Raw genomic sequence first — 13350 nt, 5'->3', positions numbered from 1 at the left:
TGAATAGAAAAAGCCCCGCAGATGCGGGGCTTTTTTATGCGTGTCGGTTTAACCGATGCTGATGGCCGGCAGTTCGGTCAGGGTCACGGTCTGCTGCTTGCGCGGCGCGAGGATCTCGGCTTCACCATCCACCACCAGCTCATCGCGCTGGTTGAATACGCGGGTGGCGATGCGCACGCGAAACTTCGGCAGCTTCTCCAGGATTTCCAGACGCACGGTCAAGGTGTCGCCGATTTTTACCGGCTTCTGGAAAGTCATTTGCTGGCCGATGTAGATGGTGCCGGGCCCAGGCAACTCACACGCGACTGCCGCGCTGATCAGGGCGCCGCTGAACATACCGTGGGCAATGCGCTCCTTGAACATGGTCGCCTTGGCGAATTCGGCGTCCAGGTGCACCGGGTTGTGGTCGCCGGACATCGCCGCGAACAGCTGGATATCGCGCTCTTCGACGGTCTTGCTGTAGCTGGCGGTCTGGCCGACTTCGAGGGCTTCGTAAGGCGTGTTGGTAACCTGGGTCATCAGATGGTGCATCCTGTGGCTAATCGATAATCTTAATGTATTGATTTTAAACGAAATATCATTCGCAGCGAGCGGGGCGGCGCAGTATTGCAGCCTGGTCCAGCCACGTCAGCACATCGGCTGTGACCGCATCACGGTTGGTTTCGTTGAATAATTCGTGGCGCGCCTGCGGGTAAATGCTCAGCTCCAGGTTCTGGCAGCCGGCTTCGCGCAAAGCGTTGGCCAGACTTTTGAGACGCTTGCCTTCACTGACCGGATCACATTCTCCGCCCATTATCAGGATCGGCAGGCCCGGGTCGATCTGAGCGAGATTGGACGCTTTGCTGATTTGCTGCAAGCCGCTCAGCAGGTCGATCCACAGCTGGTTGGTGCAGCGAAAGCCGCAGAGCGGGTCGCTGACGTACTTGTCGACCTCGGCCGGGTCGCGGCTGAGCCAGTCGAAAGCAGTTCGATTGGGTTTAAATGCCTTGTTGAACGATCCAAATGACAGGAAATCAATCAGCGCACTGCGCCCGCGCAAGCCCTGGCGCAAGCGCTCGATGTGGGCGATCACCTTGGCTGCGCCGTACAGCGCCACCGGCTGGAAATTCGAGCCGCTGAGAATCGCCCCGTTGAGGCTCGCGCTGTGGTGCAGCAGATACGCCTGGGCAATGTAGCTGCCCATGCTGTGGCCCAGCAGAATGATCGGCACCCCCGGCGCCTGCTGGCCGATGTGCTGGTTGAGGCTGGCCAGGTCGCCCACCACTTTGTTCCAGCCATCTTTCTCGGCAAACAGCCCCAGGGTGCCTTCGTCGGCGGTGCGCCCGTGGCCGCGCTGGTCAGGGGCGTACAGGCCGTAACCGGCGTCACACAACGCCTGGGCCAGGCGCCCATAGCGGCCACTGTGCTCGGCCATGCCGTGGGCCAGCATGATCAACGCCTTGGGCGGCCCGTCCGGCAGCCATTGGTTGACGTACACCCGACTGCGGTCATTCGCGGTCAGCCAGAAAGTGGTGTGGTTCATGACGCTTCCTTTGCTCAGGGTCGTTGCAGTGTATAGCTCATCTGCCCGCGGCTGCTGGATCAGCGCTGGCCTTGGCAGGGAGATTCACACAATCAATGACGCATCTTGTTGTATTTGCCTGATTGACCATAGCTGCTAACGTCCCCAAAGCTCCGCTTTCATCGCAGCATCAAAAGCGGCCGGACCACTCAGGTAAGAGGACAAGAATAATGCAACCTGATTTCTGGAATGACAAACGCGCGGCCGGGGTTCCCAACGAGATCGACCTCACGGCCTACAAGTCGGTGATCGAAGTCTTCGAGCGGTCCTGCAAGACCTTTGCCGATCGTCCGGCGTTCAGCAACATGGGGATCACCCTGACCTACGCCGAGCTGGATCGCCGCAGTGCAGCGTTCGCCGGGTACCTGCAATGGCACACCGACCTCAAGCCGGGTGACCGCATTGCGGTGCAGATGCCCAACGTCCTGCATTATCCGATTGCCGTGTTCGGCGCCCTGCGCGCGGGGCTGATCGTGGTCAACACCAACCCGCTGTACACCCCGCGGGAAATGCGCCACCAGTTCAAGGACGCCGGCATTCGGGCGCTGGTGTACCTGAACCTGTTTGGCTCGCGGGTAGAAGAAGTCAGTAAAGACACCGAGATCGAATACCTGATCGAAGCGAAGATGGGCGACTTCATGCCCGCCGCCAAGGGCTGGCTGATCAACACCGTAGTCGACAAGGTCAAGAAGATGGTCCCGGCGTACAACCTGCCGCAGGCCATTTCCTTCAAGCGCGCCCTGAGCATGGGCGCGGGCCAGGCGCTCAACCGCCACCCGGTGACCCTCGATGACATCGCGGTGCTGCAATACACCGGCGGCACCACCGGCCTGGCCAAGGGCGCCATGCTCACCCATGGCAACCTGGTGGCCAACATGCAGCAGGTGCGGGCGTGCATGTCGCAACTGGGCGACGACGGCCATCCGCTGATCAAGGAAGGGCAGGAGGTGATGGTCGCGCCGCTGCCGCTGTACCACATCTATGCCTTCACCGCGAATTGCATGTGCATGATGGTGTCGGGCAACCACAACGTGCTGATCACCAATCCCCGGGACATTGGCGGCTTTATCAAGGAGCTGAAAAAGTGGCGCTTTACCGGGCTGCTGGGGCTCAACACGCTGTTTGTGGCGTTGATGGACCACCCGGATTTCAAGACCCTGGATTTCTCCCACCTCAAGCTCACCAATTCCGGCGGCACTGCGCTGGTCAAGGCGACGGCCGAGCGCTGGCAGCAACTGACCGGCTGCGCGATTGGCGAAGGCTACGGCCTGACCGAAACCTCACCGGTGGCCAGCACCAACCCGTATGGCGGCAAATCGAAGCTGGGCACCGTGGGCATTCCGGTGCCGGGCACGGCAATGAAGGTCGTCGACGACAGCGGCGTGGAGTTGCCGCTGGGCGAGCGGGGCGAGCTGTGCATCAAGGGCCCGCAAGTGATGAAGGGCTACTGGCAGCAACCGGTGGCGACCGCCGAGACCCTGGACGCCGAAGGCTGGCTCAAGACTGGCGATATCGCCGTGATCGACCCGGACGGCTTTGTGCGCATCGTGGACCGCAAGAAGGATCTGATCATCGTCTCGGGCTTCAACGTGTACCCCAACGAGATCGAAGACGTCATGATGGCACACCCGGCAGTGGCCAGTTGCGCGGTGATCGGCGTGCCCGACGAGCGTACCGGCGAGGCGGTGAAGCTGTTTGTGGTGGCCCGTGCGCAGGGCGTGAGCCTTGAAGAGCTGAAGACCTACTGCAAGGCCAACTTCACCGGCTACAAGGTGCCCAAGCACATTGTGTTGCGTGAGTCGTTGCCGATGACGCCGGTGGGCAAGATCCTGCGGCGCGAGCTTCGCGACATCGCCTGATTTGGAATAGGCTCAAAAATGTGGGAGCAGGCAAGTCCTCTCCCACATTGTTTTTTTAGCCCTGTAGAGCCCATTCCAGAGCCTTTCCTCGGCTTGTAGAATCTTTGCTCTAAAAATGACTATTAGATATTCTTGAGTCATTTTTATGACCGTAGGGGCCTCTTTTGGCTCTAGGCGGCCCTTGGCAAAGCTGCTACTCTCGGCGCGCTTTGTGACCTCTTGGCCTGCTTTTAACCGCCAGACTCACCCAAAAACAAACAAATAATAATCGCATCAAATGCGATGAATGAATTCGCGTCGCTGAGGAGTGGGCTTCCATGATCGAAGACTTTTGGAAGGATAAGTACCCCGCCGGGATTGCTGCAGAAATCAATCCAGACGAGTATCCGAATATTCAGGCGGTACTGAAGCAGTCCTGCCAACGCTTCGCCAACAAACCGGCTTTCAGCAACCTGGGCAAGACAATCACCTACGGTGAACTGTACGAACTGTCCGGCGCCTTTGCCGCGTACCTGCAACAGCATACCGACTTGCAGCCCGGTGATCGAATCGCCGTGCAACTGCCCAATGTCCTGCAATACCCGGTCGCCGTGTTCGGCGCCATCCGTGCTGGCCTGATCGTGGTCAACACCAACCCGCTGTACACCGCGCGGGAAATGGAACACCAATTCAACGACTCCGGTGCCAAGGCCCTGGTCTGCCTGGCCAACATGGCGCACCTGGCTGAAAAAGTCGTGCCCAAGACCTCCGTCAAGCACGTGATCGTCACCGAAGTCGCCGACCTGTTGCCGCCGCTCAAGCGCCTGCTGATCAACAGCGTCATCAAGTACGTGAAGAAGATGGTCCCCGCGTATCACTTGCCCAAGGCGATCAAGTTCAACGACGTATTGGCCAAGGGCCACGGCCAGCCGATCAACGAAGTCAGCCCCGCCAGTGACGACGTCGCCGTGTTGCAATACACCGGCGGCACCACCGGCGTGGCCAAGGGCGCGATGCTGACCCACCGCAACCTCGTCGCCAACATGCTGCAGTGCAAGGCGCTGATGGGCTCCAACCTCAATGAAGGCTGCGAGATCCTCATCACCCCGCTGCCGCTGTACCACATCTATGCCTTCACCTTTCATTGCATGGCGATGATGCTGATCGGCAACCACAACATCCTGATCAGCAACCCGCGCGACCTGTCGGCGATGGTCAAGGAACTGTCGAAGTGGAAGTTCAGCGGTTTTGTCGGCCTGAACACCCTGTTTGTTGCGCTGTGCAACAACGACGCCTTCCGCAAGCTGGATTTTTCGGCGCTGAAAGTCACCCTGTCCGGCGGCATGGCCCTGCAATTGGCGGCGGCCGAGCGTTGGAAAGCGGTCACCGGTTGTTCCATCTGCGAAGGTTACGGCATGACCGAGACCAGCCCGGTGGCCACCGTGAACCCGATCCAGCACATCCAGATCGGCACCATCGGCATTCCGGTGCCGTCGACCCTGTGCAAGGTCATCACCGATGACGGCGTGGAGCTGGCGTTGGGTGAGGTGGGCGAGCTGTGCGTCAAGGGCCCGCAAGTGATGAAGGGCTACTGGCAGCGCGAAGAAGCCACTGCCGAGATCCTCGACAGCGAAGGCTGGCTGAAGACCGGTGACATCGCGATCATCCAGCCGGATGGCTACATGCGCATTGTCGACCGCAAGAAGGACATGATTCTGGTCTCCGGTTTCAACGTGTACCCCAACGAGCTGGAGGACGTGCTGGCGGGCTTGCCAGGCGTGCTGCAATGCGCAGCCATTGGCGTGCCGGACGAGAAGTCCGGGGAACACATCAAGATCTTCATCGTGGTCAAGCCGGGTGCCACCCTGACCAAAGATCAGGTGATGGAGCACATGCGTGCCAACGTCACCGGCTACAAGGTGCCCAAGGCCGTGGAATTCCGCGACGCACTGCCGACCACCAACGTGGGCAAGATCTTGCGCCGTGAACTGCGGGATGAAGAGCTGAAGAAGGCCGGCTTGAAGAAGTAACCGGTCTAAAACAAAAAGCCCCGCAGATGCGGGGCTTTTTATTGAACGCTGATCCCGCCACTTGAAATGCAATCCAAATGTGGGAGCTGGCTTGCCTGCGATAGCGGTGGGCCAGTCAAAGCAGTGTTAGCTGACCCACCGCTATAGCTCCCACAGGTTACAGCGCGAATTGCGCGAAGCTCACACCAGCACCCGCCGGGCGTACATCCTTGAGGAACGAATCCTTGTCGGCACTCAGCTCCAGGGTAATCTCCGGCTTGCGCTTGCCGGCATTGCGCACCACCAGGCCTTCAAGCTTCTCGCGCAAAAACACGGTCGGCACTTTCAAGTGCAGCAACTGGTCGCTATCGGCGTTGTGCATCAACAAGTGAATCCACTCGTACTGGCCTACGGCAATCCGGCCCACCGGCAGGTCGAACCACCAGATGTTGCGTTTGCGGTCCAGGTCGGTGAAGTGGCAGTTGTTGACGCCGAGTACGGCACCGCCCAGTTCCTGGTTTCTGCGGGCAATGGCCTGTGCTTTATTGAGTTTCATAACCTTCCTACGGGATCTGTTATCCAGCGCTTGCGCCCGGATGTGCCCGGCATTCTCGTGGGTTGGCCGCAAAACATAAAGCCCAACCTGCTGCCGATGAGCAAATGCGCGATGAAATGCCCGCAAAAAATAATTGAAACTCTCTGGAAAGGCCAAGGGTCAACGATTACGTAGTGACCAAAATCCTTGATTGTTCCCAGGAGAAATACCATGAGTAGCACATCGGATAAGGCAAAAGGTTTGGCGAACGAAGCCGTCGGCAACATCAAGCAAGGTGTTGGCAAAGTCACCGGCAACGACAAGTTGCGGGCTGAAGGCGTGGTTCAGGAAAAGAAAGGCGAAGTGCAAAAAGCAGTCGGCGACACCAAGGACGCGGTAAAGAAAGCGGTCAAATAGTCCCGACCTGGCTGCGTGCATTCCAGCAGCCCGACGGCCATCCACGGATGGCCGTTTTTGTGTCACCTGCAGTGATTAAAGTTTGGAAATTGTTTCAAGGTCGCCAAATGGGCTACCTTGATGTAGAAAACGGCCCCTGAGTCGCCCACGAACTCAACCTTTTTGCGGCGAAAGGAGACGCTATGATTTTTCCGGTATTACAAGGCTTGCCCTTGCACAAAGTGCTGGTGCGCACCGTCACAGAGTTCCTCGATGACGAAATGCCTACGTACGCCTCGGCACTGGCCTACCAGATGCTGTTCTCACTGTTTCCCTTCCTGCTGTTCCTGATTGCCCTGATCGGTTTCCTGCACCTGCCGGACTTCTTCACCTGGCTGCGCATGCAGTCGGAACTGGTGTTGCCGCCCCAGGCCCTGGAACAGGTCAACCCGGTAATCGACCAGTTGCAGCAATCCAAAGGCGGCCTGTTGTCGGTGGGTATCGTGATTGCGCTCTACACCGCCTCGGCGGGTGTGCGTCTGATGATGAGCGCGATGAACGCCGCCTACGACGTGGTGGAAGGCCGGCCGATCTGGAAACGTTTCCCGCTGTCGATTTTCTACACCGTTGGCATCGCCGGCATGTTGTTGGCCGCCGCCGCGTTGATGGTGCTCGGGCCGCAGGTGATGGAATGGCTGGCGGGGCAGATCGGCATGCAGGAATTCGTGGTCACGCTGTGGACCATCCTGCGTTGGCCACTGATCGTGATCCTGCTGATGTTCGCCGTGGCCTTGATGTACTACTTGATGCCTGACGTGAAGCAGAAATTTCGCTTTATCACCCCGGGTTCGGTCCTGGCGGTGGTGGTGTGGATCATCGCTTCCCTGGGTTTTGGCTACTACGTCAAAACCTTTGCCGACTACAACGCCATGTATGGCAGTATCGGCGCGATCATTGTGTTGCTGCTGTACTTCTACATTTCCGCCGCCGTGCTGTTGCTGGGGGCGGAGATGAACGCGGTGATCGAACACATGTCGGCCGAAGGCAAGGACCCTGGTGAAAAGGACTTTGGCGAGCACGACGACAAACAACATGTCTCAGGCCTTGGCCGGGACCACTCACTCAAGCCCACTACCGACGAAGTCTGATCGATGATCCGTGAAATCCTGAAAATGGGCGATGAGCGCCTGCTGCGTATTGCCCCGCCGGTTCCGCCGGAGATGTTCGACAGCCCCGAGTTGTGGCAGTTGATTGATGACATGTTCCAGACCATGGAACACGTCGGCGGCGTCGGCCTGGCCGCGCCGCAGATCGGAGTGGACCTGCAACTGGTGATCTTCGGTTTCGAGAGCAGCGAACGCTACCCGGACGCGCCCGCCGTGCCCCAGACCATCCTGATCAACCCGCTGATCACGCCCCTCAGCCCGGTACTGGAAGAGGGCTATGAAGGTTGCCTGTCGGTGCCTGGTTTGCGCGGGGCGGTGGACCGTTATCAGCAGATTCGCTACGAAGGGTTTGACCCCAAGGGCGAGCCGATTGTGCGGATTGCCGAAGGCTTCCACGCGCGGGTGGTACAGCACGAATGCGATCACCTGATCGGCCGGCTGTACCCGTCGCGGATTACCGATTTCAGCAAGTTCGGGTTTATCGAAGTGATGTTCCCGGACATGGATCCGACGGCAGACGAATAACCGGCGATCCCTGTGGCGAGGGAGCTTGCTGTGGCGAGGGAGCAAGCTCCCTCGCCACAGCAAGCTCCCTCGCCACAGAATGTGTGGTTTATTTAGCCGGTTTAACAAACCGCAACGTCATCCGGTCCGACTCACCAATCGCCACATACTTCGCCTTGTCCTTCTCCCCCAACGTCAACGCCGGCGGCAAGGTCCAGACCCCGTCCGGGTAGTCCTTGGTGTCTTTCGGGTTGGCATTCACCTCGCTCTGCCCCTCAAGCTTGAACCCCGCGTCGGTCGCCAGTTTCACCACATAGGCGGTGGTCAGGTAACCGCTGTGCTTGATGTCTTCCAGCGACGCCCCGTCCTTGGCCCGGTGATCCACCACACCCAGCACGCCGCCCGGTTTCAACACCTTGAAGAATGCGCCGAACATCGCCGGCGCCGTATCCGCCATCACCCAGTTATGCACGTTGCGAAAGGTCAGCACTGTGTCCGCCGAGCCAGGCTTGCCCAGCACCGGTGCCTTGGGGTCGAACTCGGCGAAGCCGGCCTTTGAGTAATGCACCGGGTCTGCGGCGAATTTCTTTTTCAGGTTTTCTTCTGAGGTACGCGCATAAGCACTGCTGCTTGGCGCCTGCACCGCAGCGATGTAATGGCCGTTGTCCTTGAGCAGCGGCGCCAGCACTTCGCTGTACCAGCCGCCACCCGGGGTGATTTCGATCAGGGTCTGGTTGGACCGCAGGCCAAAGAATTCGAGGGTCTGTTGCGGGTGACGATACACATCCCGTGCGCTGTTGGCCGGTACCCGCCAACTGCCGGCGAGCACGGTTGCATACTGCTCGGCGGAAACCGGGGCTTCGGCTGCCTGGCTCAAGGCCGGGGCGAGGAGGGCTGCAAGGGATATAGCTGCAAGGGTCGCTTTCATGATCATCCTGGTAATGGGCCGCTAGTGCAGCCGAGGCTAGCATGGTGCCCAAGACCGCTGATCACACTTTATTGAAGGTCGACCTCACCAACGGTTCTAAGCCCATGGCGATCATGGGCTTGTTGCGTTTGTAGCGCACCAGGCGTTCGGACAGGGACTGCGGCAGCAACGTGTCCTGGGTAAAACCGAGGCGCTGGTAAAAGCCTTCCAGCTCCGGATGGCACAGCAGCCACACCGTCCCGTCGACGCGGCTGACCGATGCCCGAATCAGCCGCGCCGCCAGCCCCTGGCCACGCAACGCCGGGTCCACAAACAGCCCGGTCAGCCATTGCCCGCCCACCACCGGCGTCAGGCACAGGCCCGCGACAATCTCGCTGCCCTTGGCCACCCACAACTGACCGCCCTTGAGGGCTTTCATCGGTGAGTGGTGGCTGCGGTAAAACTTGTTCAGCAGCGGCCACAAAGGCTCTGCCAGTCGATCGATGTGCAACTCGGGCATGGTTTTCAAACACACAGGTTCCGGGGCTGCGGATTATAAGTCGGGCAAAGCGCCTTCTGTTGGGCAATAGGTGTTATACCCAGTGTTACATCCCCTGTAAGTGGAGCACGCATCATGGCCAAAGGTCTGAATTCCAAGAAAGCTGACAAGAAGAAACCGGCAAAGACCGCCGATGAAAAACGCGCCGACAAAAAGGCCAAGAAAACGGACAGCAATCTGTTCGGTCATTAAGTTCTAAGCTAAGCACCAAACGATCTGCAAGATTTTCCCGCCTCATTGCACAGAGCAGGATGAAGCCGACTTTTTCGTCGGCCACGCCTGCCCTGAGCTGCCGATGTCCAACTACCTTGATGAAACCCAGCGCCGGGAAATCGAAGCCCTGGCGAAGTCCTTTACCGCCCGCACCGAGTGGCCGACCTGGCTGCTGCTGATGGGCGTGTACGCCGGCTGGTTTGCCGTGATCCTTGGCAGCCATTGGCTCGGCCTGTGGCTGAGTACCGCGCTGCTGATCCCGCTCGTGGCGTTGTGGATGTCCCTGCAACACGAACTCCTGCACGGCCATCCCACCCGTTTCACGGCCCTGAACAAAGTCCTCGGCTACGCCCCTTTTGCCGTCTGGTATCCCTACACCCTGTACCGCAACTGCCACCTTGTGCACCACAACGATGAAGACCTGACGGTGCCCGGCGTCGACCCGGAAAGCCGCTACCTGAATCAGCGGCAGTGGGACGCCAGTTCACTGTTCGAGCGCACCCTGCATTGGCTGACCAAAACCGTCCTCGGGCGCTTCTTGCTGGGTTCGCCCCTTGCGCTGTGGAAGCTGGCGCGCAACGAGTTCAGGCGCCTGCGCCAGGGCCAGCGCCAGGCATGGTTGATGTGGCTGAGCCATGGCACCGTGACCGTGCTGATGCTGACCTTCATCGCCCACTACAGCGCACTGCCCGTGTGGCACTACGTGGTGCTGGTCAGCGTGCCGGCCTTGTCGGTGGCGGCGATCCGTTCCTACTATGAGCATCGCCCGCACCCGCAACCGGAACAGCGCACGGTGCTTAACGAAGCCGCCTGGCCGTGGACCTGGCTGTTCCTCAACAACAATCTGCACCTGGTGCACCACGATTTGCCGAAGCTGCCGTGGTACCTGCTTCCCACTGTCTACCGCGCGCGCCGCGAACAATGGGTGGCGCGCAGCGGCGGGTTCCTGGTGCAGGGTTACGGCCAGTTGATCGGCCGTCACGGGCTCAAGGCCATCGACAGCCCACGGCACCCCTTTGCTTGAGAGACAACCATGAGTGATCGCTACGCCGAATTGCAGATGTACGTGGCCCCGCAGCCCGTACAACAGGCCAACGAGCGTTGGCTGTCGCGCATCCTGGAGCACCTGGGCGCGACTCGCCGCAACGCTGACCACCTCGACTTGCGCAGCCTGTGGCGCGCCCCCGAATTGCTGCTGACGCAAACCTGCGGCTACCCGCTGATGACCGAGTTGCGCGGGCAAGTCCAGGTGATCGGCCGCCCGCGCTACGAGCTGGCCCACAGCAGCGGCGGCGTCCATTGCAGCCTGCTGCTGACCCGCGACGACAACCCACGCGTTGCCTTGGCCGACTTTTATGACAGTCGCGGCGTGATCAACGGCCATGACTCCAACAGCGGCATGAACCTGCTGCGCGAACGCCTGGCGCCGTTGCAGCAGGGCGGTCGGTTCTTTGCCGACGTCGGCATCAGTGGCGCCCATCGCGAAAGCCTGCGCTGGCTGCGGGAAGACCGGGCGGACCTGGCCGCCATCGACAGCGTGACCTTCGACTACCTTGCACGCTTTGCGCCGGATGAAGTGGCCGGGCTGCGAATCGTCAGCCGCAGTGCGCCCAGCCCGACGTTGCCTTACATCAGCGCGTTGGGCGCAAGTGAAGCCCTGCGTGAAGCCATGAACCTGGCCTTGCAGGATCTGCCCGAGGTGGTGCAAACCCTCGGCGTACACGAAGTGCTGCCCGCCACTGAAGCCGATTACCAGGTGCTGCTGGATTACCGACAACAGGCCGAAGCCCTGGGTTATCCAAAGCTCCAATGATCGTTCCCACGCTCCGCGTGGGAACGATCTGTTACGTAGAGGATAGGAACTATAAGTTATATAAAAATGCCTTTTAAATATTATTAAAGAATAAGCAGCCTTGCTAGGATCGCTCCACCGGAACACCGGACATAACGCGCAACCTACTCAGATGGAGCCACTATGTCCGGCGCCGACACCTCTCACAGCGACTACGTGGGCGGATTATTCCGCAGTCATTACGACTGGCTGTGCAGCCGTTTGCACCGTCATCTCGATTCCCGTGCCCACGCCGAAGACATCGCCGCCGACACCTTCGTCCAGCTCTTGAGTTCCCCGGGCGTGGCGCCGATTCGCCAGCCTCGCGCCTTGCTCACCACCATCGCCCAGCGCCTGATGTACCAGCTGTGGCGCCGCCGTGACCTGGAGCGTGCTTACCTCGACGCCCTCGACCAGGACGAAACCTCGCCCGCGCCATCCCCTGAGGACCTGGCGCAAATGCTCGAAGCCCTGCAGGCCATCGACGAGTTGCTCGACGGCTTGCCGGCCAAGGTCAAGGCGACCTTTCTGCTGTCGCAACTCAATGGCCTGACCTACCCGGAAATCGCGGCGGAGCTGGGCATCTCCCAACGCTCGGTCAGCGACTACATGACCCGCGCCGTCAACCGCTGCCTGCGGCTGTGCCTGGAATGACCGACGAACTGATCGACAGCGCCACCCGCTGGGTAGTGTTGCTGCGCTCCGGCGAGGCGAGTGCCGCCGACTGGCAGCGCTACCACCAATGGCGCGCCGAAGACCCGCGCCACGAAGCGTTGTGCCAACAACTGGAAACCCGCCTCGGCGTGTTTCAAATTCCGCAGGCCCAAGGCGTCAGCGGCAAGGTATTGCAGCAGGCACTGGACGCGCCCTCCAGCCGCCGCACCGTGTTGCGCGGCGCCCTGGTCGGCGCTGGCCTGATGCTGGGCGCCGGTTGGCTGGCCCGGCCGGTGGTGGAGGATTTGACCGCCGACATTCGCACCGGCACCGGCGAACGGCGCACCGTGGAATTGGCCGATGGCAGCGAGTTACTGCTCAACGCCCGCAGTGCCGCCGACATCCAGTTCGACCCGCAACGCCGCGTGGTGCGCCTGCGCGACGGCGAGCTGCTGGCGAAGATTGCCAAGGACAGCAACCGACCGTTTTTCATCCAGACCGACCAGGCCCGGCTGCGAGCCTATGGCAACCGCCTGTTGCTGCGCGAGCGTGAAGGGCAGGGCCACGTGGTGGCGCTCAACGGCCCCCTGGAGATCGACGGCCAGAACGGCGAGCGCCTGCAACTGGAGGCCGGGCACGAGGTGACTTACGACCGCTTCGGCTTCGGCCCGGTGCTGGCCAGTTCTTCAGGGGCGACTGCGTGGGTCGACGGCTTCCTGCAAGTGCGCGACCGCCCGTTGGTGGAGGTGATCGATGCCCTGCGGCCGTACCACAACGGTGTGCTGCGCCTTGATCCGTCCGCGGCAGGTTTGCGGGTCAGCGGCCTGTACCGCCTAGACAATCCCGACCAGATTCTCGACACCCTGGCCCGCACGCTGCCGATCCATATCACCCGCCGGACCGGCTTGTGGGTGACAGTCAGTGCCACATAAAAACGGTTCGCCCCGGTCAATGTGGGAGCTGGCTTGCCTGCGATGCGAGCACCTCGGCCTCTCAGATGTACCGCAGCGATACCATCGCAGCCTCGCTAAAGCTCGACAGCTCCCACATTTGATCGAGTCGCGTCCAAAGGTCGGTTCTAACGACATAACCAAACGATCTGCAAGTTTTGCCCCGGCCATCCCACATCACTCCCGTAAGCGCTGCGGGGAGCAGCGCTCAGGAGTTTCCTTGGGGG

Annotated in this window: 14 protein-coding genes; 9 read left to right on the top strand and 5 right to left on the bottom strand. The window is 60.5% G+C overall.

Annotated elements, in window-relative coordinates:
* Nucleotides 1–48: 48 nt before the first annotated feature.
* Nucleotides 49–519, bottom strand: a complete 471-nt coding sequence (locus P3C29_RS14525) for a MaoC family dehydratase (RefSeq protein ID WP_003213034.1) — start codon at nt 517–519, stop codon at nt 49–51.
* A 58-nt stretch (nt 520–577) separates the two neighbouring features.
* The gene (locus P3C29_RS14520) at nt 578–1522 is read right to left on the bottom strand and encodes an alpha/beta hydrolase (protein ID WP_010169854.1); all 945 of its coding nucleotides are present in this window, start codon (nt 1520–1522) and stop codon (nt 578–580) included.
* A gap of 209 nt (nt 1523–1731) precedes the next feature.
* Between P3C29_RS14520 and fadD2 the strand changes: the two genes are divergently transcribed.
* The gene (fadD2, locus tag P3C29_RS14515) at nt 1732–3420 is read left to right on the top strand and encodes a long-chain-fatty-acid--CoA ligase FadD2 (RefSeq protein ID WP_275964783.1); all 1689 of its coding nucleotides are present in this window, start codon (nt 1732–1734) and stop codon (nt 3418–3420) included.
* 317 nt (nt 3421–3737) lie between these two features.
* The gene (gene fadD1 / locus P3C29_RS14510) at nt 3738–5429 is read left to right on the top strand and encodes a long-chain-fatty-acid--CoA ligase FadD1 (RefSeq protein WP_275964782.1); all 1692 of its coding nucleotides are present in this window, start codon (nt 3738–3740) and stop codon (nt 5427–5429) included.
* 157 nt (nt 5430–5586) lie between these two features.
* On the opposite strand, the gene P3C29_RS14505 is transcribed toward fadD1, so the two are convergent.
* The gene (locus tag P3C29_RS14505) at nt 5587–5964 is read right to left on the bottom strand and encodes a hypothetical protein (protein ID WP_201125160.1); all 378 of its coding nucleotides are present in this window, start codon (nt 5962–5964) and stop codon (nt 5587–5589) included.
* 210 nt (nt 5965–6174) lie between these two features.
* Between P3C29_RS14505 and P3C29_RS14500 the strand changes: the two genes are divergently transcribed.
* The 3 genes from P3C29_RS14500 to def all read left to right on the top strand — a co-directional run bounded on the left by P3C29_RS14500 (nt 6175) and on the right by def (nt 8030).
* Nucleotides 6175–6360 carry a CsbD family protein gene (locus P3C29_RS14500; RefSeq protein ID WP_003213044.1) on the top strand — a complete coding sequence of 62 codons (186 nt, stop codon included), beginning with the start codon at nt 6175–6177 and terminating at the stop codon, nt 6358–6360.
* A 182-nt stretch (nt 6361–6542) separates the two neighbouring features.
* Complete coding sequence (locus P3C29_RS14495) at nt 6543–7487, top strand: YihY/virulence factor BrkB family protein (protein ID WP_010169851.1); 945 nt, start codon at nt 6543–6545, stop codon at nt 7485–7487.
* A gap of 3 nt (nt 7488–7490) precedes the next feature.
* On the top strand, nt 7491–8030 hold the full coding sequence (gene def / locus P3C29_RS14490) for a peptide deformylase (protein WP_003213049.1): 540 nt from the start codon (nt 7491–7493) through the stop codon (nt 8028–8030).
* A gap of 88 nt (nt 8031–8118) precedes the next feature.
* On the opposite strand, the gene P3C29_RS14485 is transcribed toward def, so the two are convergent.
* A complete protein-coding gene (locus P3C29_RS14485; protein ID WP_275964781.1) occupies nt 8119–8937 on the bottom strand; it encodes a methyltransferase in 819 nt (272 codons plus the stop codon).
* A gap of 61 nt (nt 8938–8998) precedes the next feature.
* Nucleotides 8999–9436, bottom strand: a complete 438-nt coding sequence (locus P3C29_RS14480) for a GNAT family N-acetyltransferase (protein WP_275964796.1) — start codon at nt 9434–9436, stop codon at nt 8999–9001.
* 334 nt (nt 9437–9770) lie between these two features.
* Here P3C29_RS14480 and P3C29_RS14475 point away from each other — a divergent pair, with 334 nt between their 5' ends.
* The 4 genes from P3C29_RS14475 (at nt 9771) to P3C29_RS14460 (ending at nt 13105) form a co-directional block, all read left to right on the top strand.
* A complete protein-coding gene (locus P3C29_RS14475) occupies nt 9771–10712 on the top strand; it encodes a fatty acid desaturase (protein ID WP_275964780.1) in 942 nt (313 codons plus the stop codon).
* A 9-nt stretch (nt 10713–10721) separates the two neighbouring features.
* Nucleotides 10722–11501 carry a PhnD/SsuA/transferrin family substrate-binding protein gene (locus P3C29_RS14470; protein WP_010169847.1) on the top strand — a complete coding sequence of 260 codons (780 nt, stop codon included), beginning with the start codon at nt 10722–10724 and terminating at the stop codon, nt 11499–11501.
* A 162-nt stretch (nt 11502–11663) separates the two neighbouring features.
* Complete coding sequence (locus tag P3C29_RS14465) at nt 11664–12173, top strand: sigma-70 family RNA polymerase sigma factor (protein ID WP_010169846.1); 510 nt, start codon at nt 11664–11666, stop codon at nt 12171–12173.
* Nucleotides 12170–13105 (top strand): FecR domain-containing protein, encoded by a 936-nt coding sequence (locus P3C29_RS14460; RefSeq protein WP_275964779.1) that lies wholly within the window; start codon nt 12170–12172, stop codon nt 13103–13105. Before P3C29_RS14465 ends, P3C29_RS14460 begins: the two co-directional genes overlap by 4 nt.
* Nucleotides 13106–13350 lie beyond the last annotated feature (245 nt).

It is taken from the genome of Pseudomonas sp. 1912-s (genome assembly GCF_029269205.1).
Lineage (GTDB): Bacteria > Pseudomonadota > Gammaproteobacteria > Pseudomonadales > Pseudomonadaceae > Aquipseudomonas.
This window is presented reverse-complemented; position numbering and strand designations above follow the sequence as displayed.